At 51.6% G+C, this 22,601-nt stretch carries 26 protein-coding genes; 9 read left to right on the top strand and 17 right to left on the bottom strand.

From position 1 onward, the window contains the following. Positions 1-71: 71 nt before the first annotated feature. The 16 genes from H7F11_RS08850 to H7F11_RS08775 form a co-directional block, all read right to left on the bottom strand. Positions 72-512, bottom strand: coding sequence for a glycine cleavage system protein H (locus H7F11_RS08850; RefSeq protein ID WP_226826144.1), 441 nt, complete (start codon positions 510-512; stop codon positions 72-74). Between the two features lie 20 nt (positions 513-532). Continuing rightward, positions 533-928, bottom strand: coding sequence for a DsrE family protein (locus H7F11_RS08845; RefSeq protein WP_193651119.1), 396 nt, complete (start codon positions 926-928; stop codon positions 533-535). Beyond that, complete coding sequence (locus H7F11_RS08840) at positions 925-1,371, bottom strand: glycine cleavage system protein H (RefSeq protein WP_010637288.1); 447 nt, start codon at positions 1,369-1,371, stop codon at positions 925-927. The genes H7F11_RS08845 and H7F11_RS08840 overlap by 4 nt, the downstream gene beginning before the upstream one ends. Before the next feature lie 66 nt (positions 1,372-1,437). Continuing rightward, a complete protein-coding gene (locus H7F11_RS08835; RefSeq protein ID WP_010637286.1) occupies positions 1,438-2,349 on the bottom strand; it encodes a CoB--CoM heterodisulfide reductase iron-sulfur subunit B family protein in 912 nt (303 codons plus the stop codon). Further along, positions 2,342-3,061: a 4Fe-4S dicluster domain-containing protein gene (locus tag H7F11_RS08830; protein WP_010637284.1), complete on the bottom strand. Its 720-nt coding sequence runs from the start codon at positions 3,059-3,061 to the stop codon at positions 2,342-2,344. The genes H7F11_RS08835 and H7F11_RS08830 overlap by 8 nt, the downstream gene beginning before the upstream one ends. Positions 3,062-3,084: 23 nt before the next feature. Then, on the bottom strand, positions 3,085-3,903 hold the full coding sequence (locus H7F11_RS08825; protein WP_010637281.1) for a hypothetical protein: 819 nt from the start codon (positions 3,901-3,903) through the stop codon (positions 3,085-3,087). Continuing rightward, entirely contained in the window at positions 3,893-4,948 is a 1,056-nt protein-coding gene (locus H7F11_RS08820) for a CoB--CoM heterodisulfide reductase iron-sulfur subunit A family protein (RefSeq protein WP_193651118.1), read from the bottom strand. The genes H7F11_RS08825 and H7F11_RS08820 overlap by 11 nt, the downstream gene beginning before the upstream one ends. Positions 4,949-4,960: 12 nt before the next feature. Further along, the gene (locus H7F11_RS08815) at positions 4,961-6,304 is read right to left on the bottom strand and encodes a heterodisulfide reductase-related iron-sulfur binding cluster (RefSeq protein ID WP_024892996.1); all 1,344 of its coding nucleotides are present in this window, start codon (positions 6,302-6,304) and stop codon (positions 4,961-4,963) included. Between the two features lie 20 nt (positions 6,305-6,324). Then, complete coding sequence (locus H7F11_RS08810) at positions 6,325-7,005, bottom strand: 4Fe-4S dicluster domain-containing protein (RefSeq protein WP_010637278.1); 681 nt, start codon at positions 7,003-7,005, stop codon at positions 6,325-6,327. 64 nt (positions 7,006-7,069) lie between these two features. After that, positions 7,070-7,540: a sulfur carrier protein DsrE2 gene (gene dsrE2, locus H7F11_RS08805; RefSeq protein WP_010637276.1), complete on the bottom strand. Its 471-nt coding sequence runs from the start codon at positions 7,538-7,540 to the stop codon at positions 7,070-7,072. A 40-nt stretch (positions 7,541-7,580) separates the two neighbouring features. Next, positions 7,581-7,811, bottom strand: a complete 231-nt coding sequence (locus tag H7F11_RS08800) for a sulfurtransferase TusA family protein (RefSeq protein ID WP_010637274.1) — start codon at positions 7,809-7,811, stop codon at positions 7,581-7,583. A gap of 124 nt (positions 7,812-7,935) precedes the next feature. Continuing rightward, entirely contained in the window at positions 7,936-8,265 is a 330-nt protein-coding gene (locus H7F11_RS08795) for a rhodanese-like domain-containing protein (RefSeq protein WP_024892993.1), read from the bottom strand. 72 nt (positions 8,266-8,337) lie between these two features. Then, complete coding sequence (moaA, locus tag H7F11_RS08790) at positions 8,338-9,369, bottom strand: GTP 3',8-cyclase MoaA (RefSeq protein ID WP_193651117.1); 1,032 nt, start codon at positions 9,367-9,369, stop codon at positions 8,338-8,340. A 59-nt stretch (positions 9,370-9,428) separates the two neighbouring features. Continuing rightward, positions 9,429-10,367, bottom strand: a complete 939-nt coding sequence (locus H7F11_RS08785; protein WP_193651116.1) for a dimethyl sulfoxide reductase anchor subunit family protein — start codon at positions 10,365-10,367, stop codon at positions 9,429-9,431. Positions 10,368-10,376: 9 nt separating this feature from the next. Further along, positions 10,377-11,069 (bottom strand): 4Fe-4S dicluster domain-containing protein, encoded by a 693-nt coding sequence (locus tag H7F11_RS08780; RefSeq protein WP_010637265.1) that lies wholly within the window; start codon positions 11,067-11,069, stop codon positions 10,377-10,379. 18 nt (positions 11,070-11,087) lie between these two features. Continuing rightward, positions 11,088-13,946, bottom strand: coding sequence for a molybdopterin oxidoreductase family protein (locus H7F11_RS08775; protein WP_193651115.1), 2,859 nt, complete (start codon positions 13,944-13,946; stop codon positions 11,088-11,090). A gap of 178 nt (positions 13,947-14,124) precedes the next feature. Here H7F11_RS08775 and H7F11_RS08770 point away from each other — a divergent pair, with 178 nt between their 5' ends. Beyond that, positions 14,125-14,430, top strand: coding sequence for a hypothetical protein (locus tag H7F11_RS08770; RefSeq protein WP_010637263.1), 306 nt, complete (start codon positions 14,125-14,127; stop codon positions 14,428-14,430). Between the two features lie 7 nt (positions 14,431-14,437). Here H7F11_RS08770 and moaC read toward each other — a convergent pair whose 3' ends face one another. Further along, complete coding sequence (moaC, locus tag H7F11_RS08765; protein ID WP_193651114.1) at positions 14,438-14,932, bottom strand: cyclic pyranopterin monophosphate synthase MoaC; 495 nt, start codon at positions 14,930-14,932, stop codon at positions 14,438-14,440. A 59-nt stretch (positions 14,933-14,991) separates the two neighbouring features. Between moaC and H7F11_RS08760 the strand changes: the two genes are divergently transcribed. The 8 genes from H7F11_RS08760 to H7F11_RS08725 all read left to right on the top strand — a co-directional run bounded on the left by H7F11_RS08760 (position 14,992) and on the right by H7F11_RS08725 (position 22,596). Beyond that, complete coding sequence (locus tag H7F11_RS08760) at positions 14,992-16,524, top strand: PhnD/SsuA/transferrin family substrate-binding protein (protein WP_193651113.1); 1,533 nt, start codon at positions 14,992-14,994, stop codon at positions 16,522-16,524. A 136-nt stretch (positions 16,525-16,660) separates the two neighbouring features. Beyond that, positions 16,661-18,040: an ATP-binding protein gene (locus H7F11_RS08755; RefSeq protein WP_227485370.1), complete on the top strand. Its 1,380-nt coding sequence runs from the start codon at positions 16,661-16,663 to the stop codon at positions 18,038-18,040. Between the two features lie 43 nt (positions 18,041-18,083). After that, positions 18,084-19,454, top strand: a complete 1,371-nt coding sequence (locus H7F11_RS08750; protein ID WP_193651111.1) for a sigma-54-dependent transcriptional regulator — start codon at positions 18,084-18,086, stop codon at positions 19,452-19,454. Between the two features lie 259 nt (positions 19,455-19,713). Beyond that, complete coding sequence (gene soxX / locus H7F11_RS08745) at positions 19,714-20,169, top strand: sulfur oxidation c-type cytochrome SoxX (protein ID WP_227485369.1); 456 nt, start codon at positions 19,714-19,716, stop codon at positions 20,167-20,169. Between the two features lie 35 nt (positions 20,170-20,204). Next, positions 20,205-20,717 (top strand): thiosulfate oxidation carrier protein SoxY, encoded by a 513-nt coding sequence (gene soxY, locus H7F11_RS08740; protein WP_193651168.1) that lies wholly within the window; start codon positions 20,205-20,207, stop codon positions 20,715-20,717. 34 nt (positions 20,718-20,751) lie between these two features. Beyond that, entirely contained in the window at positions 20,752-21,084 is a 333-nt protein-coding gene (gene soxZ, locus H7F11_RS08735) for a thiosulfate oxidation carrier complex protein SoxZ (RefSeq protein ID WP_193651109.1), read from the top strand. A gap of 50 nt (positions 21,085-21,134) precedes the next feature. Then, positions 21,135-21,998, top strand: coding sequence for a sulfur oxidation c-type cytochrome SoxA (soxA, locus tag H7F11_RS08730; protein ID WP_193651108.1), 864 nt, complete (start codon positions 21,135-21,137; stop codon positions 21,996-21,998). A gap of 70 nt (positions 21,999-22,068) precedes the next feature. Next, positions 22,069-22,596, top strand: coding sequence for a DUF302 domain-containing protein (locus H7F11_RS08725; protein WP_227485368.1), 528 nt, complete (start codon positions 22,069-22,071; stop codon positions 22,594-22,596). Positions 22,597-22,601: the final 5 nt, after the last annotated feature.

The raw sequence follows: 22,601 nt of genomic DNA, 5'->3' as shown, positions 1-22,601 counted from the left end.
TTGTCAACCATTAAGAAAGCTAGACGGCCGCAAAATGCGGCCGTCTGACTGGATAGGGCTATCTGAATAACTCAGCAGCCGCCAAAACCATCAGCCGTCATCTTTTCTTCAAAAGCGGCCAGAGCGTCAGCACCGGTTTTCAGCTCGCCAGAATCACCCGCAAAGTCGGCTGGAGTCAACTTGGCAATCCAGCCACTACCATAAGGGTCCTTGTTGATCAGGCCCGGGTCCTTGGCTACGTCATCATTGCTGGAAACCACAGTGCCACTCACCGGGCTCTTCAGCGGACCTACCCACTTACCGGATTCAACCGTTGCGGCAGACTTGTCTTTCTTGATGTCTTTTCCAGCACCTTTGGGGGTGTAGGAAACAATCTGGCCGGCCAGAGCACAGGCATAAGAAGTCATACCAATGGTGACACTGCCGTCATCTTCCTTGCGCAACCAAACGTTGTTATCAACGTTGTACATCAAATCTTCGGGGATTTCACAGCCACGTACAGTTCCCATCATTTTCTCCTTCGGGTTTTAAATTAAAAAAACAATAGCCGGTCAACAGACAAAATCAAATCAGCAAGGTCACCTGCTGAAGCTACTTCATCCACTTCATCAATCAGGTTGTCCGCTTCAATCTCATATCCAGGCAGTGCCGGTCTGCATACATACAGTTGCGCCCCGGCGTTTTTGGCATCACGGATAAAATCAATAATCCGTTTTCCACCTTCCATCGCTGCCAAATTTTCTGCAACACCTGTTTTCATGAGTTTTACTGCTTCCATGGTGCAAAAAATCTTAACCTCTGCGTCCATGGAAGACAACAACGACCCCAGATAAAAAGGCGTAGCACAACGATGGGCGGTACTTGGTCCACTGGTCATCACAATAACCACCGACTTTTCACCGTCATCGTTTAAATAATGATCACTCATCGCATACCCCGTTCACAATGGATGTCGTCGCGCAGACAGCGCTGCCGATACAATTCAAATGCCGCATCCCCAGTAGACAGTTTTTTTAACGCTACGTCCACGGATGCCACCGGGCGAACCCGGGCAATCCATGCTTCGTAAGGCTCAATATTCAGCAGATTGGGATCTTCCAGCACATCTTCGTTGGCCAGATCGATCACGCAATCAAATACATTAGGAACAGGTCCCGCCCACTTGCCACTTTCAATGGTTGCCACGGGCTTGCCTACGGGCCTGCGTGTGCCCGGACGGCGCACCCGCACGTGCAAAATTTTACCTGCAATAGACTGAGAAATATCCGTCATGCCCACCGTCAGCGTTCCGTCACCTTCGCGACGCACCCAGATCTGACACTCCTGATCATAATATAATTCGGCGCGAAATTCGCATCCGTTACATTCCATAGCCTCCCCCTGTCGACAGCGGCAGGTAAAAAAAAGCGCCCCTTTACGGGGCGCTTCCCAACCTTGTTATACGATACCTTTGGCCGCAAGCAGGTCCATGGAATCGCTGACATTATCGGGGATACCGACCTTGCGTGCAGACAGGCCCATAGCCAAACCTAACAACTGGGTGAAGTAGATGACCTTGACGTTGGATTTGATACCGAATTCCGTCTCCGCACGTACCTGGTGCATTTCCAGACCGGAGTGACAGGTCGGACATTCCGTCGCAATAACTTCAGCACCGGCGTCTTCGGCTGCCTGGAGGATATTCAACACCAACTGCGTGGAGGTATCCGAGTCAGAAAGGGTATGCGCACCACCACAACATGCGGTTTTCAAGGGAAAATCGACGGCTACGGCACCCGCTGCATTGAGCAGGTCGTCCATAAAATGCGGTGCATAGCTGGATTCAGAGCCGGGACCCTGGTCTTTTTCCGGGAAGATCTGCCGGGGACGGGTGTACATACAGCCATAATAATTGGCAATTTTCAGACCGTTCAGACTTTTTTTGACCTTGCTCTTGATGCCATCAGGACCGACTTCTTCCATGAACCACTCAAGCGCATGCAAGGTCCGCACATCCCCGTCATAAACCGGATCACCGGATTTATCCGCCAGATCCTGTACCGTCTTCATGGTTTCTTCGGAAGTGGCACATTCATATTCCGTCTGCTTCAGATTGCGGTAACAACCGTTGCAAGGGGCCATCACCGTATCACAACCCTGCAATTTGCTGGCAATGGCCAGATTGCGTGCGGACATGTAAGTCTGCAGCATGGGGTGAATATTCTTCACTTCCATGGCACCACAGCAGTTGTAGTCTTCGAGGTTTTCCATCTGCAGGCCAAGTTCCTTGACCAGAACGCGCGTGGACTTGTCGTAGGGGCCGCCGGAACCTTCCAGCGCGCAACCCGGATAATATGCAACCTTAGCCATGATGAGCAGCCTCCTTCTGTGCTTTCACATATTCTGCGAGTACTTCTCCGGTCTTGCCCCAGGACTTGGTTTTCGGTCGGAAAACAACATTCATACCCATTTTCGCCAACTGCCCCAAAGGTAACCCCTTGGACAGCCGCTTTCCGAACTCAACAATCCAGGCCTGCACCAGAGGTTGGTTGGAACGCTTGTAAAAACCCATCATGACTTCGGTATCTTCAATACGACCAAACTCAATACACTGATGGGTGAATTCTTCGTCAAAGTGGGTGGAAAGGGTCTTGGGGGTCAGCCCATTATCTTCCATCCAGTGTGCGGTGGCTTTCATGACGCCTTCAGGACGCACGTCCTTGGGGCAGATGTTGGTGCACTTGTTACAGGACACGCACTGCCAGATGATGTCCTTATCTTTCATCAACTCGGCCTTCAGGCCCAGACGAATCAGATAAATCCAGTAACGGGGATTGAAGTCCACGTTCTGGGCATACATGGTGCAGGAGTTGGTGCAGGAACCGCACTGCCAACAACGATGCACATTCTCGCCACCGCTGTAGCTCTGAATGATTTTTTCGAAATTTTCTTCATAGTCGGTGAGCGTACGGGGAGTGATCATCGTGTTCCAGGACCCTGAAACATCCACTCCGTCCACTACCAGATGGTCGTGCTGTAAAATCCGATCTGGATCGATCAGTGTTTTTTCATGAATAGCCATAGCTGCTCCTAAACCCTAATTCATCAATGAATGTCGTCTCTTTTGATGCGAGACCCGCCCATCCGCCGCTGCACTTCAACACCCAGCAACTTACGAATCTGCTCCGTAAAGTCGGTCTGACCGCCAAAGTCCGAACGCAAAAAACCTTCCGCCATTGCCCGCACATACTGTGAATACTGATGAGCGAGAATGATGTCCACCATGTAGGGAACATCACGATATACGCCCAACTCCAGCAGTGTTTCACGCATCCACTGACGCAGCCCCTCAAACATTTCGGGACTCTCGCCAAAAGGGAAATCCGTGAGGTAATCACCACCACGTATAAACTCACGAATGGCTCCGGAAGTAGTTCCTTGATCCCAGACCCAGCGGGTCATCAGAGGATACCGCTCGGGGTCACTGAAGTGCAGGACTTCAGCAGCCACATCCCTGATGACACGTTTGACTTTTCCGGTAGCTGGCAAGGCTTCTTCGAATCTTGCCATGCGCTGCGTCAGATCACCGTGTCCGGTAAGCAGATCGCGCATCAACTCCCCAACCTTGGCCGCACCTTGTTCCTCAATGAGCGGCCATATTTTCCTCCGTGCCGTAAACATCTGTGCGACGAGATGTTCCATTTGTGTTTCGGTCAGAGGTTGCTGTTCTTCCAGTAGCAGACGGCGAAAACTTGCCGTCTTTTCTGCCATGCTGCTCACCAGATCGGCAAGTCCCTGTTGTCCCTCAAAAGCTTCTTCCAGTTCATAGAAAGAACGATTGAGCAGGCCCTTGTCGAGCTCAATGGGCAGCGTGGCTGGAACGATATGTTCTTCGTTCCTGTCCTGGTAGATATCAGCTGGCAACTTTCTGCTGTCCAAAGAGATCGGCTACTGCTCGTGAACCAGCTGACTGCCCTTGAGCAATCGAAGTATCAATATCTTCCGGGCCGGTAGCCGCGCCACACACGTAAATACCCTTGCGCGTCGTTCCCTGGCTATTGGTGTACTGCTCGGCACGATCAATAAAGCCGTGTTTTTCGAGACCAATACCAAAAGTCTTGGCAATTTCAGAATTTAGAGCATTGGGATCCATACCGATAGCATGAACCACGATATCCATGGGAATCACGATAGGACGCTTGACTAGGGTATCTTCGCCCTTCACCAGCAAACGGCCGTCCGGTGATTTGGTGACTTCGGCAATACGCGCCTTGACGAACTTGGTCTTGTACTCTTCTTGACTCTTCCAGTAGAACTTGTCTTCGTAAAGACCGAAGGTACGAATGTCCATGTAGTAAATGAACACGTCGGTGCTCGGTGAAATCTCCTTGATTTCCATCGCCAGATTCGTGGAAACGGTGCAGCAGATTTTGGAGCACCATTCACGACCAATCTGACGGTCACGGGAACCTACGCAGAGTAGAATGGCTACGCGCTCGGGCACCCGTCCATCCGAAGGACAGGTAATTTGACCCGTACCAACCATCTGTTCCATCTGCGTGGTGGTCAGTACGTCTTCATAGGTACCAAAACCCCATTCCGGCTTGTTGATGGAGTCAAAGTGGGTGAAACCGGTACCCAACACTATAGAACCGGCCTCGACTTTGTTACCGTTGCTCAGAGTCGCCGTAAAATTACCGGCTTCCCCTTCAACCGTGGTCACTTTGGTAGATTTGTGAATGGCCACATTGCCGTCCCCTTCTACCCGACTGACCATACGACCAATTGCGTCCTTGGCCCACTCACCCGAGGGAACCAGTTTGGCATATCCGGAGATGATCGGGGCACCGCCGAGAATATCTTCCTTCTCGACAATGACCGCTTTCTTGCCCATCGAAGCGATGGTTGCAGCTGCTGACAGACCGGCTGGGCCGGCACCTACGACTAATACTGTATCCTGTGCACTCACTGATTTTTCTCCTTAAGCGCCCGCTTTCATGTTGATATGTTGGTTGGTGGCGAGTTCGGGGTTGTAGAGGTATTCCACATTCCCCTGCTCGACCTGTTTGAGATATTCCTGGAAGTCGGCTTTGGCCTTGTCCCAGCTGATGCCCATTTTTTCCACCAGATCTTCACAGGGTGAAGCATGCCACTGGAGCTGGACGATCTTGAAGGGATCAGCGCCACAGGCCAGGGCGGCCAGCTGCACGTCCGCAATGATCGGGATGCTGTAGTTCATGTCATGGGCCTTGCCGATCCACTGGTTCTTGTCCATGGTGGTGATACAGCCGGTGTCGATGCCAATCATGACGTCGGCGTTGGCTTCTTCCCGGGCGACCTTGATCTTGCGGTTCATGGTGAAGCTGCGGGTGAATTCGCGCTCGGAGATGATGTGCCGGAAGCCAAAGCCACAGCAGTCATACCAGGTGGAGTAGTCGATGACCTGGGCTCCCAGCGCCTGGGCGACCGAGGTGCCGACGGCCGTGCGGTTGCCACCGAGAATGCTGTTGTCGTAAATCGCGTCTTCCGCCACCATCTTGTAGTAGTGACAGGCCGCATGGGTGGTCACCCGGATGTTGCTCATGTCGATGGTCTGCAGTTCGCTGGCAATGCGGTTGCGCATGACATGCAACCATTCACTGTAGTGCACGACTTCTTCGGGAATGACAATTTTGCCATCGACCAGACGGCCGAGCTTGCCGAGGATTTTCTTGACCTTTTCGCGCAGTTCGGCAGATTCAATCAAATACTTGCGAATTTCCTTGTAGTTGCCGAAGGAGGTGCCGCAGTGGACCAGTGGGAAAAAGTGACCGTTTTCATAGCCGTGCTGCTTGCCGGAGACATAGGCCTGATGGAAGTTGCGCAGGAAGACGGCGGCGAGGGATTCAACATTGCCGATGCCGGAGCCGTGGTAGTTCCAGGCGGTGCAGGAGGTCTGGTCGGTTTCGTCCAGATAATCCGTGCCAAAGTGGTTCATGAACCAGAGCAGGCTGGTGGGATAGCCGGGAATGTTACCACACTGACCGCAGCTCTTGTGATGCCAGAGCTGATTGGTGGGTACCCGCTTTTTCCAGCCATAGAGGGTGTCTACTTCAATGGGCTTGTGGTCATCGGTGATGCGGTGAACAATAATTTCACCTTCTTTTTCCAGTGCCCACATGTGCTCGCGAATGTCGTCCATACGCTCGCCCAGGTCCATGGTGCGACGGTCTACGTGACTGCGTACCCACGCCGTGGCCGCTTCCGCTTCGTTGGCCGATAAGTTCGTGTCCTGGAAAAAAGCCCCGTGCCCCGCTAATCCTTGCTGCGTGCTGTTGTCGCTCATAACGATCTCCTTAGAATCCGTCAGTCTTCCTGGCTCTCGAGCCAGTCTTCATAATCTTCCCGCTTTTCATCAATGAAATCCTCGATTACGTCGAAGAGGTTTTCATCCATGGTTTCCAGAGACTTCAGCACACCTGTCATTTCCCAGATGGTGTACATCTCTACGGAAGTTTTCAGGGATACTTCCCATGCCGTTTCTACCGTTTGCAAGGTGCGAACTGGGATTGCCTTGCGCAGAATCCGCAAATCTCCTTCAACTTTCTGAATATTAGGGCCCCAGTCCGGGAAATGATCAGGCTGGATCATGTCAGGAGAAAGCTGGTTACCCGTGGTAATCAGTTTGAGCATTACGCGACCAAAGGGGCGCAACACATCTTTGGCCGATTGCATACCGTGGCGAATGGATACTTCGCGCATGATCATGACCAGTCCACCGGGAGAATTCTTGAAAGGGCAACGTGCCGCACAGGTCATGCACTGGGCACAGGCCCATATTTTTTCCTGCATTGCGTCATAAATCTGTTCCACGTTTTCGGTCCAGAGCAACTGGACAATTTCACGGGGACTATAATCGTAGAACTGCGCCGACGGGCAGGTAGCCGTACAAATGCCACAATTCAGACATCCATTGAGTTCGTGGTCATAACGAAAATCCGCACGGATTTCGTCAAACATCTCTTTCATTTCAGCGTAAGTCGCCATCTACTCGCTCCTCGCTCGTAATTAATACGTCGTACCTGTTCGACCCGCAGCGCAGATCATTGGTTCAAATAAACAACGTGATATCGGACTCACCGGCGAATTCAAAAAAGGCCGCTGCACCGCCCAATTCAATCCCGTCAATAAAGTCAGCTGTATCAAACTCGAAAAGATCGACTGTCATCTGACAAGCGATCATTCTTACTTCAGCTTCAACACAAAGTTCGCGCAATTCATCCAGACTGGCTACGCCCTTGGCTTTCATTTTGCTTTTCATCATGGATGTAGCCATTCCTTCCATACCCGGCAACACCATCATCAGGGTAGGCATGGGAACAGGCATCGGCATGGCCGGGTTACCCAGGGGGCTGACGCGCAGATGACTCAGATCTTTCTTGAGCAATTGCAGGCCGTAAAAGGTGAAGAAGATTTCCACACTGTAACCCAGGGCTGCAGCAGTGGACGCCAGGATAAAGGGAGGATATCCCCAATCGAGCGTTCCTTTTGTGGCAACAATTGCCAGTTTTTTCTCGTCCATTTTCTACTCCTGGTCAGGCCGTCAGCCCAACCTCATTCAATTATGCTTTCTGGATGAAGAAGATAAATTCGCCGGCTGCTTCAGCATGCTCCAAAAGAGGATTCTTGGTCTGCTTGGCAAATGCTTCAAAATCTTTTACCGCGCCAGGATCAGTGGCCACGATCTTCAAAACCTGACCGGAAGTCAGCTCACCGAGAGCCTTTTTGGTGCGCAGGATGGGCAAGGGGCAATTCAGGCCACGTGCGTCGAGTACTTGATCTTCTTGTACCATGGTTTAACCTCCTAAGGTTATTGATGTCTGAAAACTACCTGCAAGACTGTATCAGGAAAAGGGGGAACAGCAAGGCAAATATTTTGATTTGATGATTAAGCACCCCTATTTTAGAAAATGCTAATCAACCGGGTAACTGACCAATAGGCAGCCCACGATTCGCCCAGGCTGAAATTCCACCACGCAAATTAAGCACTTGCCCAAAACCCTGAGCAGCGGCAAAAGCTGCGGCCTGGGCTGAACGTCCACCGCTGAGACAATAAAATACCACCGTTTTGGATTTATCCAACTGCTGTAGAGACATCGGCAGCATGTGCAAGGGTACGTGCCGGGCTCCTTCGATGATACCACGTGCCACCTCTGCGGGAGAACGCACATCCACCAGAATGAACTCATCACCTTGATCGCTCAAGGCCTTGAGTTGATCTGCCGTGATTTCCTGAAAACCGTACATAAGCTATTCACCAATTAATAAAATAATGTCATCTGCTAGCTTACACCATGTATTCGTTCACGTGTAGCACCATTATCCACCCAAACGCATCATAAAAATCCGCGAAGAACGTTCCGGATCTGTGACAAATTCGTGGCGTTCAGGTTTATCCTGCCAAATCCTTTCGCGGATTTCATCGGCAATTTCTTCGTTACGGCTGCTCCCTCTCAGCGAAGGTAGCAGGTCCATACCATTTTCCTGGCCCAAACAAAATACCAGTCGGCCACTTGCAGTCAGGCGGACCCGATTACAGGTGGCACAAAAATTATCGCTGATGGGCGTGATAAATCCGATTTGCGAACGTGGGTGTTCTGCAAACTGAAAAAGCTGGGCGGGACCATTATCCGTAGGCCGAAAGGCCGGATACAAGGTACCCAGTTCCTCTTCGATGAGCGTCCTGGCTTCGCTGGCGCTGAAATACTCTGCATTCTGCGCTTCACTTCCGGCCTGACCCAAGGGCATAGTTTCAATAAAACGGATATCAACATGCTGAGATAAAGCGTAGCGCACCAGATCAGCGAGATTATGGCCGTTTTCGCTACGCATGAGCACCACATTCAGCTTAATACGGGGAATACCAGCACTGATTGCGGCAGAAATACCTTGCAGAACCTCTTGTAGATTTCCACCCCGGGTGACCCGGGCAAATACTTCCGGTTCCAAACTATCCAGACTGACATTAAGATTATTGACCCCGGATTGTTGCAGCAATTCGGCTTTGCGAGCCAGTAACAGACCATTGGTACTGATACTGATTTTACCAATCCCATGATGATGGGCAGCAGCAATCAGAGCAGGCAAGTGCGGGTGTATGAGGGGCTCACCACCAGTAAAGCGCATGTGGCGCACACCCAAGCCTGCAAAAATCCCGATCAGGCGATCATACTCATCGACCTGAAGGTGATCTTTTCTGGCAAAAAAAGGAGTACCTTCTGCCGGTGAGCAGTAGGAGCAACGGAAATTACAGTGCTCCGTAACGGAAATACGCAGGTAAGTAATCCGCCTCCCGAAACGATCCACCAAAGCGGATTCCCGTGCCGGTAGAGCAAACACTTCCTGCGCCATATCCAATCACCTCAGTAAAACTGCAAAGAAACTATACTAGTCCTCTTTTCAGACTCAGTTCAACACTGCTGCCGGCCATGGTACAGATTGATGACGTGTTGCGCCTCGACAAAAAACAGCCAGCGCTCCACCCCGATGCCAAAAACCACGGACACAATGGCAAGCCATGCGAAAAATAATTGCCCGGTCAGGAAGCCGATGACCAGAGCGGCCACCGGGATAATGAAGGCAAATATATACATCATGAATTTAATACTGCGCGCCTTGGCACTGGGCAAGGTATGCCCGAACTCTTCTGTCAAAAAGGTACCAAAAGTGTGGCCCTGCTCGAGGATACGCACGGTTGAGCGGTTGAAACCTGTTGCCGTACGAATGGTCGGACCGTTTGGACGACCAATCCAGAAATAATAAATGCCTTTCATGACCGCTGCCGCGACCAGCAGACCCAGGGCAATACCCACCAGGGTAAGCGCCGGTGCTCCCATGATCATTCGCTCGGCAGCCAGAATCGTGGCGCCAATAGCCAAACCCATAACGTAAAAATTAGCAGGTACAAGTGCCGTATTCCATTGGCGAATGGTTCTGAGCACGGCATAAATCATGCCTTGACAGAAAATAGTGATCAAGCCAATCAGACCGGCCAGATTCACCAGAATCAAACCTACCGCATCCTGTGTACCTGCCGTGAAAAACACCCAGACCAGATAGGCTAAAGCAAAAGGATAATATAACACCGCAAAAACACCTTCGCGGGCTAACCAGGAGGTGCGCCAACGGGTAAAAGCCCGCCACGCGTTCTTGGGGTTTGCCAGATGCGCGGTAGACGAAAGCATGCCGATGCTGACAAAAACCAGCGAGAGAATGACTGCCACCATGGTCTGCAAGGGATTTAACCCACCATCAATCTGAAAATCATTGATGATGGCCGTCAAGGCCATAATGCCAAAACCACCGCCAGAAAAAAGCGTCAGAAAAATAACTGCGAGTGCCGGATGCATGGTATCTCCTTAACGCTCAACAACGCGGTTGACCCATTCTTTCACTTTACGAACTGCTTTTTTCTTCAGCTCTTCAGTGGGGATCGGGGCATGAACACGGGGCGGCAAATAATGGTTGGTAGGGTTGTAATTCAGTTCGGGCATCAGCTGATAGCCGCCGCGATCACGCACCGCACGACTAACCGGACTTTCCGGATCGTCCAGATCGCCGTACATACGGGCATGAGCCGGACAAGTCAGCACGCAGGCAGGCTGTCTTTCTTCTTCCGGAATTTCCATATCATAAATACGGTCAATACACAGGGTGCATTTTTTCATGGTTCCGGAGACGCGATCCAGCTCGCGGGCGCCATAAGGACAAGCCCAGGAACAATAATTACAACCCATGCATTTGTTCTGATCGACCAGAACAATGCCGTCTTCGGCGCGCTTGTAGGAAGCTCCGGTGGGACAAACCGTCACACATTCGGCGTTTTCACAATGCATACAGGACATGGGAAAATTGACGGTTTTGTTGTAGGGATAGTCCCCTATTTCAAAATGCCGGATACGGTTGAACCAGACCCCGGATGGCTTGGCGCCGTAGGGATCATAATCGGTCAGCGGCGCTGTGGTGCCACTGGTATTCCATTCTTTGCAAGCCACCGCGCAGGCATGGCAGCCCACGCAGGTGTCCAGATCAATGACTAAACCGAGTCTCATAATAGTCTCCTTGGCACGTCAGGATTTCAGATTGACGGGCTTGTGGGTATGGTAACGCAGCACGTCAGGTGCTGGGGTATCACCAGGTAAAGGCTTCATGGTTGGGAATACGGGCCAGGTGCCTTCTTCTCCTGGTGCCGCCGGATATATTTTGACCATCAGATCGTACCAGGCCGCCTGGCCAGTAATGGGATCTGAATTGGTCAAACGTCTTTCCCCCTGCTTGGCTGGCAGCAGTTCGGAAATCAGATGATTCATCAAGAAACCGCGTGTTGCTTCAGCGGCTTCCGGCTTCAGGCCCCAGGCTCCAGATTGTTTACCAATGGCATTCCAGGTCCAGACGGTATCTTCCTGACAACCTTCAATCAGCTTGACCTGCACCCGGATTTTACCATTGTGACTTTCCACCCACACCCAGCTTTTATCGACAATCCCCATCTGCTCACCGCGCTTGCGGTTCATATACATATAGTTCTGGGCGATAATCTGACGCAGCCAGGCGTTCTGGCTGTCCCAGGAGTGGTACATCATCATGGGGCGCTGATTGACGGCAAAGAAAGGGTATTCTTTTTTGTCCACGCGCTGCTGTTCCAGCGGCTCATAAAAAGCTGGCAGCGGATCAAAATAGGTTGCCAAACGCTCACGATCCACCGGATCCTTGGGCTGAGGACCATCGTATAAACCCATGCCCGCCAGACGGAAACGCTGGAAGGTCTCGGAATACAGTTCAATGATGATGGGATCAGCCGTCGGATTGAAACCAATACGCTGGGACAGCTCCAGGTATTCCTTGTTGGCAAAGCGATAAAAAGCCATGGACTCCGGCAAGTGATACTTGAAAAATCCTTGGTTTTCGATGTAACGATCCCATTGATTGGGGTTTGGTGCCCCACGCAAGTGGGTTTCACCATCTTCACCACGCCAGCCCGCCAGGAAACCTATACCAGGAGCACGTTCGTAGTTGATGATGAAATCTTTGTAACCCGAAAAACGGGGTTCTCCATTTTCCTTGGTAAAGGCCGGAAATTTGAGACGACCAGCAATGTCCACCATGACTTCCTGCCAGGGACGCACATTACGGTCGGGCTGGAGAATTGGGTGACGGATGGAATCACAAATGGCATCCGGCTCGGAAATCGGGCGATCCAGCAGCGAGATGGCATCATAACGTTCCAGATACGTGGTATCTGGCAGAATCAGATCGCCGAAATTGACCATTTCCGAATGGAAGGCGTCTACCACCACGAGGAAGGGAATATTATATTCGCCATTCTCGTCCTTGGATTTCAGCATATCCTGAACATTGCCCGTGTTCATGGTGGAGTTCCAGCTCATGTTGGCCATGAAGAAAATCAGGGTATCAATAGCATAGGGGTCCTTATTGACCGCATTGGTGACCACCATGTGCATCAAGCCGTGGTTGGCAATAGGTGCTTCCCAGGAATAGGCCTTATCAATGCGCTTGGGCTGACCATTTTCATCAATAACCAGATCTTCCGGTGCGGTGGGGAAACCCAACGGCGAAGACTTGAGTGGCGTATTGGGCGCACTGTGCTGAGCGGGTTTGACTGCTGGCGGCACGGGCTTGGGGTAAGGTGCCTTGGACCTGAAGCCTCCGGGACAATCAATCGTACCCAGCAGTACCTGCAGCAAGTGAATGGCCCGAGCTGACTGCATGCCATTGGAATGCGCCGAAATACCGCGCATGGCGTGCATGGAAACCGGACGGCCAATGAACTTGTCATGCTTGCGTCCAGCCCAGTCCGTCCACTCTACATTGATTTCAATACTTTCCTTGAAAGCCACATGCGCCATTTCCAGCGCCAGCCGTTCAATGGTCTCGGCGGGAATGCCCGTAATTTTACTGGCATTTTCCGGAGAAAATTCGTCGCTGAGATAACGTTCCGCCAGAATCGACATGACCGTACGCACCGGCCTGCCGTCGGGGGCCGTATATTCTCCAAACATGGCTCCGGCTGAGCCCGCTTCCATGCCATTGGCGAAGCATTCTTTCTGGATATCCCAAATTATGGGATATCCTTCGGCATCACGCAGAATCAGACCGTCACCCACTTTGCCCGGTGTGTTGACGACCAGGAAAGGGGCATTGGTATAGCGTAGCAGGAAATCCCAGTCGAACTGTTCGTTCTGAAGCAGAACATGCACCATGGACAAAGCGAGCATGCCATCGGTACCAGGCTTGATGGGCACCCACTCGTCAGCGATAGCCTGATACCCCGTACGCGCAGGATTGATTCCGACAAACTTGCCACCATGACGCTTGAGTTTTTCCAGGCCGATTTTCAGGGGGTTAGAGGAGTGATCTTCGGCCACACCCCAGAGCATGAAATACTTGGTGCGATCCCAATCCGGATCACCAAATTCCCAGAACGCGTGACCCAGCATATACAATCCGGCCGTAGCCATGTTCACCGAACAGAAGCCGCCATGAGCCGACCAGTTCAGGGTTCCAAACTGCTGCGCCCACAATCCGGTGAGCGCCTGCATCTGGTCTCGTCCCGTAAAATAGGCGAGTTTATTTGGATCAGTGGCGCGAATATGGGCCAATCTTTCGGTCAGGGTGTTAATAGCTTCGTCCCAGGAAATTTCCTCGAACTCTCCAGCCCCACGCTCGGTGCCGGGCTTACGCCGCAGTGGATTACGCAATTTACCCGGCGAATACTGCTTCATGATGCCTGCAGAGCCTTTGGCGCAAAGCACACCCTGATTGATGGGGTGGTTGCGGTTACCCTGGATAAATCGTACCTTATTGTCTTCTACAGTGACTTTGATGCCACAACGGCAAGCACACATGTAGCAAGTGGTGTACTTGATTTCCTGCTTGCTGTGGTCTTCAAATTCCATAACCGTAGCCATATTTGTACCTCGCGCCTGGCTGCAACAAATCGGGGACATCCCGTTATCGCCGAAATCTTGGCGGAGCGTGCCTGATAAAGCAAGTCAGCGTTTTTGATTTTGTAATAAGTAGTCCTTATTTGCTTTGTGGTAGGGACGATGATTAGTTTAGTGGCGCTTAGTCCAAGGAGATGCATTCATGATTCGCAACGATTTCAAAGAACATTCCCGCATTACCGTGACCTGGAAGGATAAGGAAGGTAAATTGCGCCCCGGTAATTTCTACGTATATGCCCTGCTCAAGGATGCCATGATCGTTCGGGCCACCGACAAAGATGGCCTGCTGCGCAAGCTACCCTATGGAGATGTGCTGCGCGTGGTGAAATTCCAGGATGTAGCTCCGCAGGATCGTTACATGATTCCAGATGAAATTCTTAAGGAAGCCAGCTGGAAAGATACGGATGTCATGATGCGGTATAGCTCCAGCCCGCATCGCGGCAAGTAGTTGAAGTTTACGAGCGGGCCTCTCTTGCCCAGAGGCCCGTCTTGCCGCCTTCCTTTTTAAGCAGGCGGATGTCACTGATGACCATGCCCCTGTCTATTGCCTTGCACATATCGTATATGGTCAGCAATGCAACAGATACGGCAGTTAATGCTTCCATTTCCACGCCGGTTTGCCCTGCACAGTGTACTTCTGCACGACAAACAATGCGGGTGGGGTCAGTTTCAGGAATAAGGTCCACCTGAACAGCCGTCAAGAACAATGGGTGCGCCAAAGGGATCAGCTCCCAGGTTCTTTTTGTGGCCTGGATGGCGGCTATTCTGGCAATTCCGAGCACATCACCTTTGCGAATCTGCCCTTCGGTAATGTGGTCGAAGGTGCTTTCTGACATGTTGATTTCGCCTTCTGCAATGGCGATCCGCGTACTCACTGCTTTGGCGCCAACATCGACCATGTGGGCTTCGCCCTGCGCATTAAAATGATTCATACTTTCAGGAACCGACATGAATCTGGCACTCCTTTTGCTTACAATTTGAACCTATCCGAACGGCTCTGGAATTTCTTATGAATACCAAAAGACAGCTCTGGCTGTGGATGATTCTCTGTTGTTTCACCTTGCCAGCGCAAGCCGATTTACGCTTTCTGCTGCCCCCAGTCAGCAGCCCGGCAGTCATGTATGCCGCATTCACACCGCTGGCCAACTATTTAAGTCACGCCATTAATCAAAAAATCACACTGAGCTTCAGTGCCAATCTACAAAGCTTTTACAATCAGGCCGACCAAAAGACTCCGCAAATGGTGTTTTTTTGTCCTATTGCTTACATCCGCAGTGCCCATCAACAGGCTTACTACCCTCTCGCCGGGGTGATTCCCACTCCCGGCGGAAACCATAGTGTTATTGTCGTGCGCCGTAACAGCCCCATCCACAACGTGTTACAACTCAGGAACCGCAGCTTTGTCATGGGGGATCCTGCCTGTGCGGCATCCTCGCTGGTACCCTTGTCCATGTTTCGTGAGCTGGGGATGACTCCCAAAAGTTTTAGTATTTTTCGGCAAAGTGGATCGGACCAGAGTGCGCTCATGGATGTGGCTGCGCGTTTTTACGATGCTACGGCGGTTGCCAAAAACGTGGCAGCACCCTATATCCATTCCGGAACCCTGCGCGCCATTGCCGATGCCGAGGTAGGCCCCGGCGACCTGCTGGCGGCCTCCGCCGGTGTGCCCGCCAGCGTCCGCACGAAACTCACCGCCGCTTTGCTGACAGCAAAAATGCAGGATCCCGCCAGCATTCAGGCTCTTGGCGGTCTGGCAGCAGGATTTAAAGCCGTTAATGATGGAGATTACAATGCGCTTCGCACGCTTTATCAAGAAATACACGGTGTCAAACTGCTTCCCAAAGTGCCTCAAGAAGCCATGACCTTGGGAATCCCGCCCACTTTCACACCAATAGCGGCATACCGCATTTTTGCCCCGCTGCAAAAGGCGTTGAATGAAGCCACGGGACTTCCTGTGCAGCTGGTCATTCCCCATAACGAACAGAGTTTTGTCGCCGATGGGCGCGCTGGCAAATTTGACTTCGCCCTGCTAACCCCCAGAATGGTCGCCATGGAAAAAACGCAGATGCTGCCTATTGCCCGGTCAGTTCCACGCAGTGACATGCATGGCCTGGCGGTTATTCGTAGGGATATGCCGTCATCCGGCGCTGCGCCATCCACGGGTCCCCTGCGCATTGCTTTTGCCAGCCCTTACTGCAGTGCCCGCTCACTGGCTAAAGCCAAACTGCTCCGCCTGGCCGGTAACAGACCGGTGATATGGGTTCCAGAAGGTTCAGAGCACGCTGTTTTTACAGCACTGGCAGAACACCGTGCAACACTCGGCATAGTCCGTACAGCTACGGTCATGGCCCTGGAAAAAGAATTACCCGGTATCTGGTCGACTGTCCAAAGCGCTGGCCGGGCACCAGTATGGACCCTGGTCGGCAAACGCCAGCTACCGCTCAGAATACACAGCGCGGTCAAACAACAGGTTGCCAAAATGCCCCTCAACGTGCTGGACACGGCCGGTTTCATGCGTTTCAGCATTCTGCCTTATGCCTAGTTCGAGCAAGGCTTCAGGACCAGACATTCCCGCTTCCTCAAAAAACCAGGAGGTTTGGAAAACTCGGGCAGCCGTTGTACATATTTTCCAGCCAGTGATGCACTTTTGGCAAAATATGTCCTGGCGAGCCAAAAGCATGACTTTTGTGCTGCTTCTGGTGGCTCTGATTTATTTATCAATCTCCATATTTTTATACACCTCCGTACGCAACGATCTCACCAATCAGGTACAGACCGAATTGCTGCGGCTGACGGAAACGCTGGCCAGCTCGGCAGCAGACCCTCTCCTGCTGAAAGATGGTGGAAAACTGGGCAAGCTGGCAGAACTGCACAATCCTTTGGTGCAAACAGTAGTCATCACCAATAGCCGAAATGTCGTGGTAGCCAGCCCCGATATCCGCCAGTTGGGACAAACCCTCCCTTCATATTTGTCCAGAGCCAACGCCCATCAGGCAGATCACTTCGCTGCGCCCATTCTGGCCGGAGGTAATCAGCTGGGCTCTGTATATCTCCAGGGCAATCAGAAACATATTAGCAGACTGGTGAACCGGCGCCTGGATAGAACCACCAGTCGGTTGATTGTACTTGGCTTGATTACCACATTACTGGGTCTGTTGGGGGCCTATCTGGTCAGTCTGGCGATGACGCGCCCAGTATTAAGACTACTGGATGAAATTGAAAGCATGGAAGACCGTCTTGGCCTCGACAAAAAGTTCACCCTGGTTCGCCCTCCCCAGTCGGGCGACGAACTGTACCGTCTGGAATGGGCTTTTCGCTTCACCGAACAGCGCCTCAGGGAACACTTACTGGAGCTTCGTCAGCTGCACCAGCGCCAACAGGCAATGCAATGTATGGTCACCATTGGTGAAATGTCTGCGCAGGTGGCCCATGAAATCCGTAACGCCCTGTCCTCCCTGCGCGGCGCCGCTCGTTACCTGGTGCGCTATGGTCAGGGGGCAGACAATCAGGGCGATTTTATCCGCATCATTGAGGAAGAAGTACAGCGCCTGTATGACATGACTCAAGGCTTTCTGGACTTTGGCCGGCCCTACGCGGCGATCCCTGTCGACACGCAAATCCGGCATCTGCTGGAACGATGCCTCACCAGACATCGCGCAGACCTGGAGACCAAAACCATTATGGCCACTCTGGATTGTCCGGCATCCCTGCATGCCATACTGGACCCTTCCCTGATCGAACAGGCATTGAGCAATCTGATTCTCAATGCCATTGATGCCCTGCCTGTGCAAGATGGGGAGCTGCATCTTGCTGCAGAAAAATCCGGGCTTGCGCAGCTGGACATTATGGTTTCTGATAATGGACCGGGCATTCCCCCAGAAAAACGGGCGACCATTTTCAAACCCTATGTCACCACCAAAACCAAGGGTAGTGGCCTGGGATTGGCAGTGGTCACCAAAATCATGATGGTGCATGATGGCAGCGTAGAGTTGTGCGAAACCCATTCTGGTACCAGGTTCATTCTCCATTTGCCCGGCAAGCTTCCCCTGTCATCCTGATGATGACCATGACCAAAAAATTTCTGAGACCGACCCTATAAACATGCAGAATCTGATTTTAATTGTAGAAGATGAAAAAAACCTTCGTTGTGTTTTGGCAGCGGTACTGACTGCAGAGGGGTTCCAGGTACTGGAAGCTGAAAATGGCGAACAGGCACTGGCGACCATTGAAAACACTGAACCTGCATTAATCCTGACTGATCAGCGTCTGCCCGGGCTTTCCGGCACCGAACTATTGCGCAATATCAAGGCGACGCACCCTGAAATACCGGTCATTATTACGACGGCCTATGGAGAAATTGAGCAGGCAGTCGAAGCCATCAAGGCGGGTGCCGAACATTATCTGACTAAACCGGTCGATGAGGGCGAACTGATTGCCTTGATTCGCCAAACCCTGGGGCGTCGTGGCAAATCCCTACCCCCCATGCGTCAGGAGCCACGCCGGCACGGCTTGATCGGGGTCAGCCGGGCCATCGAAACCCTGCTGGAAACCATTGATCTGGTAGCGCCAGCACCCTCCAATGTGCTGATTACCGGAGAATCCGGGACCGGTAAGGAGCTGGTTGCTCGCGCCTTGCATCAAGCTTCCAATCGTGCGGACCAACCTTTTGTCGCTTTTAACTGTGGCGCCATTCCACTGGAGTTGGTGGAAAGTGAAATTTTTGGCTATGAAAAAGGCGCCTTTACTGGAGCGACACGTACGCAGGCCGGCAAACTGGAAATGGCTGGTGCCGGAACCCTTTTTCTGGATGAAGTAGGAGATATGCCCCTCGCCATGCAGGTCAAATTGCTCCGCGCCCTGCAGGAAAGGGAGTTCACCCGTCTGGGCACCCATCAACCCTTGCGCATGTTGGCCCGGATTGTGGCAGCTACCCACATGGATCTGGCCAAGGCGGTGGCCGAAGGCCAGTTCCGGGAAGATCTCTATTATCGGCTGAATGTCATTCCGCTCCATATTCCTCCGCTGCGCGAGCGACGGGCCGACATCGCGCCGCTGGTACATCATTTTCTGGAACAAATCTGCAGCGTCATTGGCCGCAGCCCGACCGTAACCATCAGCAGTGAGGCTCTGGCTGCCCTGGAAGCCTATGAGTGGCCAGGCAATATCAGACAACTTGAAAATCTTCTGGAACGGATGGTGGTGCTCAATCGTCATGGACACATACAGCGGCAAAACCTCCCTCCCGACATCTGCCAGCAAAATGCTGGAGCTGGTGGATCAGGTACGGCAAGCCCCTTTGATTTACCTGCCCTGGAACGGCAAACCGTGCTCAGCGCCCTTGAAAAAACCCGATTCAATCAAAGCCAGGCGGCTGTTCTTCTGGGCATCAGCCGCAAACAATTGCGGACCAAAATGAAAAATATTGGCCTGCTTGGCGACCAGGATTCTGAAGAAGACAACCTCGATAACTGATCCATTGCAGGGACCGGTACGAAACATCTGGTCCTTTTGGCACACTGTTTTTTCGCCCGACTGCCCCTTCTCTTGCGCACGGCAACACCCTCACCCGCACAGCGCCTTTGCACCTGGCTTTCTATATCATTGAAAAACACCTATTGACCCAGATTTATGGCTGAAAATGCCATAAAAATGGCTTAAAAAAACAATACCAGCAATTATACTTTACAGACTATTTTATTGTTTATTGTAAGAGGCCATTCTTTCTAAAAGAATGGCACAAAAGCTGCTAGTTAATTTTGCCGCGCCAGTAGGTAGCGCTGCAATAAAGGAGCATTTTATGAAGCACAGAAATAAACAGCTGGCTCAGATCGCTTTGCTGTTGACAGGGATTTCTTGTCTGGGACTTGGCGTGAATGCAGCAGCAGCGCCGGGCAACGTCAGCAGTATTCAGGCCGGCAAAGCTATTGCCTTCAATCGCGCACAGGGAAACTGTCTTGCCTGCCACGCTCTACCGGGCGGAACAATGGCGGGCAATGTGGGTCCGGCCCTGCCCATGCAGGGCGTAACATTCCAGCAGATGTTTCAGACCAAGGAAAAACTCGTCGCTTTTTTGGGTGATCCTGAAAAACTATTTCCATACGCAAACATGCCTGAATTTGGAAAAAACAAAGTGCTGACGCAGACACAGTTAGAGCAGGTTGCCGACTATTTGTGGTCTTTGAAGTAAATAATCCATCTGTAATTCCTAAGGAGACAATAATGATGAGTAAACCCATTGAGCGACGCCAGTTTTTAGGTGCCAGCCTGGCTACAGGGGCGGTGGCTACGGCTGCTGGTCTTGGCTTGATCAAACCGCAGCTGGCCTTTGCAGATAATGTTGCCGGATGGCCTGAAAAAGCTTTTGATGCCAAGTTGCTGAAAGAGGCCATGTCCGACTCCGTTGGTAAAACCGACATTCCGGTATCCGCCAAAGTCAAACTGACAGCGCCTACCATTGCTGAAAACGGCGGAGCGGTTCCCGTCACCATTGAAGTGGATTCGCCCATGACGGCAGACGATTACATTGCAGCGGTTTATCTGTTTGTCGATCACAACCCCACCCCTCTGGCCAGTCAGTTCACGTTTACACCTGCAGCGGGTAAAGCATACATCCAGCAACGCATCAAAATGGCAAAAACTGACAATGTCCGGGTCGTTGCCAAAACCAATAAGGGCGTTCTGATGGCCTCTGCCCCCCGGGAAGTCAAAGTCACCATTGGTGGTTGCGGCGGTTAAATCAATATACACCCATTGAAAAAAGGAATTATCCATGGCTGGAAATGTAGGTAACCCAATGATTCGCATGGCGAGCAGCGCCAAAAAAGGGGAAATTGTCGAAATCCGTTCACTGATCATGAATCCCATGACTACGGGTCTGACCAAAGATAAGGCTGGAAAGGTCATTCCGGCCCATTTTATCCAAACCGTCACCGTGACATTTGATAACAAGCCGTTACTGGACATTGACTGGAGTACGGCCGTCAGTGCCAATCCCTACCTCGCATTCAAATTGCGGGCCGAAAGTAGCGGAACCCTGAAAATAGTCTGGAAAGACAATACCGGCGGTAACTGGAGTGCCGATTCCAAACTGACAGTAGCCTGATACTTATATCGGGGCGAATGAAATCGCCCCTGCAACAAAAGGAGGAACCCATGAAGCGGTTGCTGATTGCGTTTTTAATCATAGGCCTAGCTGGTGTCAGTGAGGCTGCGCAGGCAGTCAACTGGTGGGACCTGGGAAATACCAAGGTCGGACCGGCCGAAACGCTCAAACAATTTCATACCTATTTCGAGGAACAAAATCCTAAAATGCCTTTGGAGAAGTACGCGCTGGGTTCTTATGCATTCAGCCCGGAAATGTACAGTCAGTATCAGGAGGCCATTCAGTTTAATCCCGGAGATTTGACTTTATCCCAAGGCAAGGCTTTATGGAGCAAGCCTTTTGCTGATGGCAAGTCTTATGCCAGTTGTTATCCTGATGGTGGCAAGGGTGTGGCGGCACATTACCCCATGTATGATCCCAAAACCCATGACATCGTAACCATCGGTACCAGTCTGAATGCTTGCCGCAAGGCTAATGGTGAGGCACCGCTTAAATATGGCAGCAGTGATATGGTGGCTTTGCAAACTTATCTGACCTCGCTCTCTAATGGGATGCCCGTGGATGTTCAGGTACAGGGTCCGGGGGCCACGAAAGCCTTTGAAGAAGGTAAAGCCTACTTTTTCATGAAACGCGGACAACTTAATTTTTCCTGTGCTACTTGTCATGTTGCTTATGCCGGGAAATATTTACGCGCACAAATCATCTCTCCAGTACAGGGCCAAAGCGCCCATTTCCCGACTTATCGCGCTGCCTGGTCGGCAGTCAATACTTTGCAAAAGCGGATGCAGGGTTGTGACAAAAAAGTAGGTGCGGTGCCACAACCGCTCGAAAGTGCAGATTACCAGCGGCTGGAATATTTTATGAGTTATCTCAGCAACGGCATCAAGATCAATGTGCCGGGATATCGTCCATGAACTCAACCCCGGATAATAAATCCTGAATTTTTACCCGCTACTATTTTTACCAGAAACAATGGGGAATACCATGAATATGAAAAAATCAGTACTTGTGCTCGGATTATGTTGCACGGGATTGAGTCTTGGCGGCTGGGCACAGGGTGCCGAGATTTCTTCGACAGTATCCGGAATGCCAGCAATTAATACCGCCAGCCCGCTGTACATTGTCAATGTGCAGAAAGGTGTCACTCCGGCCCAGATCAAAATGGGTATTCAGAGCGGTGCCGAGGCTGAAAATATGAATGTGGTAGGCACGCTGGATGTTCAGCAGGGACTCAAGGAAAGAGGTATTAAAAGCAATCAGCCCTATGTCATTTATGAGGTCTGTAATTTGGTTCTGGGTGCAAAAATCCTCAAAAGCACACCGGAATTTGGGGCTTTTGCACCCTGTAAAATTGTCATGTATGAACAAAATGGCCAACTAAAATTGATGACCTATTTACCCACCTACGCCCTGAAATATTTCCCGAAAAATCCAGAATCCGCCAAGGTGGCTCAGGAGCTGGATCACCAGATTATTACCGTGATGAAGCAAGCCGCTGCTGGCGGGCTTTAATCCGT

The organism is Acidithiobacillus sp. HP-2, from assembly GCF_015100155.1.
Classification (GTDB): Bacteria; Pseudomonadota; Gammaproteobacteria; order Acidithiobacillales; family Acidithiobacillaceae; genus Acidithiobacillus.
This window is presented reverse-complemented; position numbering and strand designations above follow the sequence as displayed.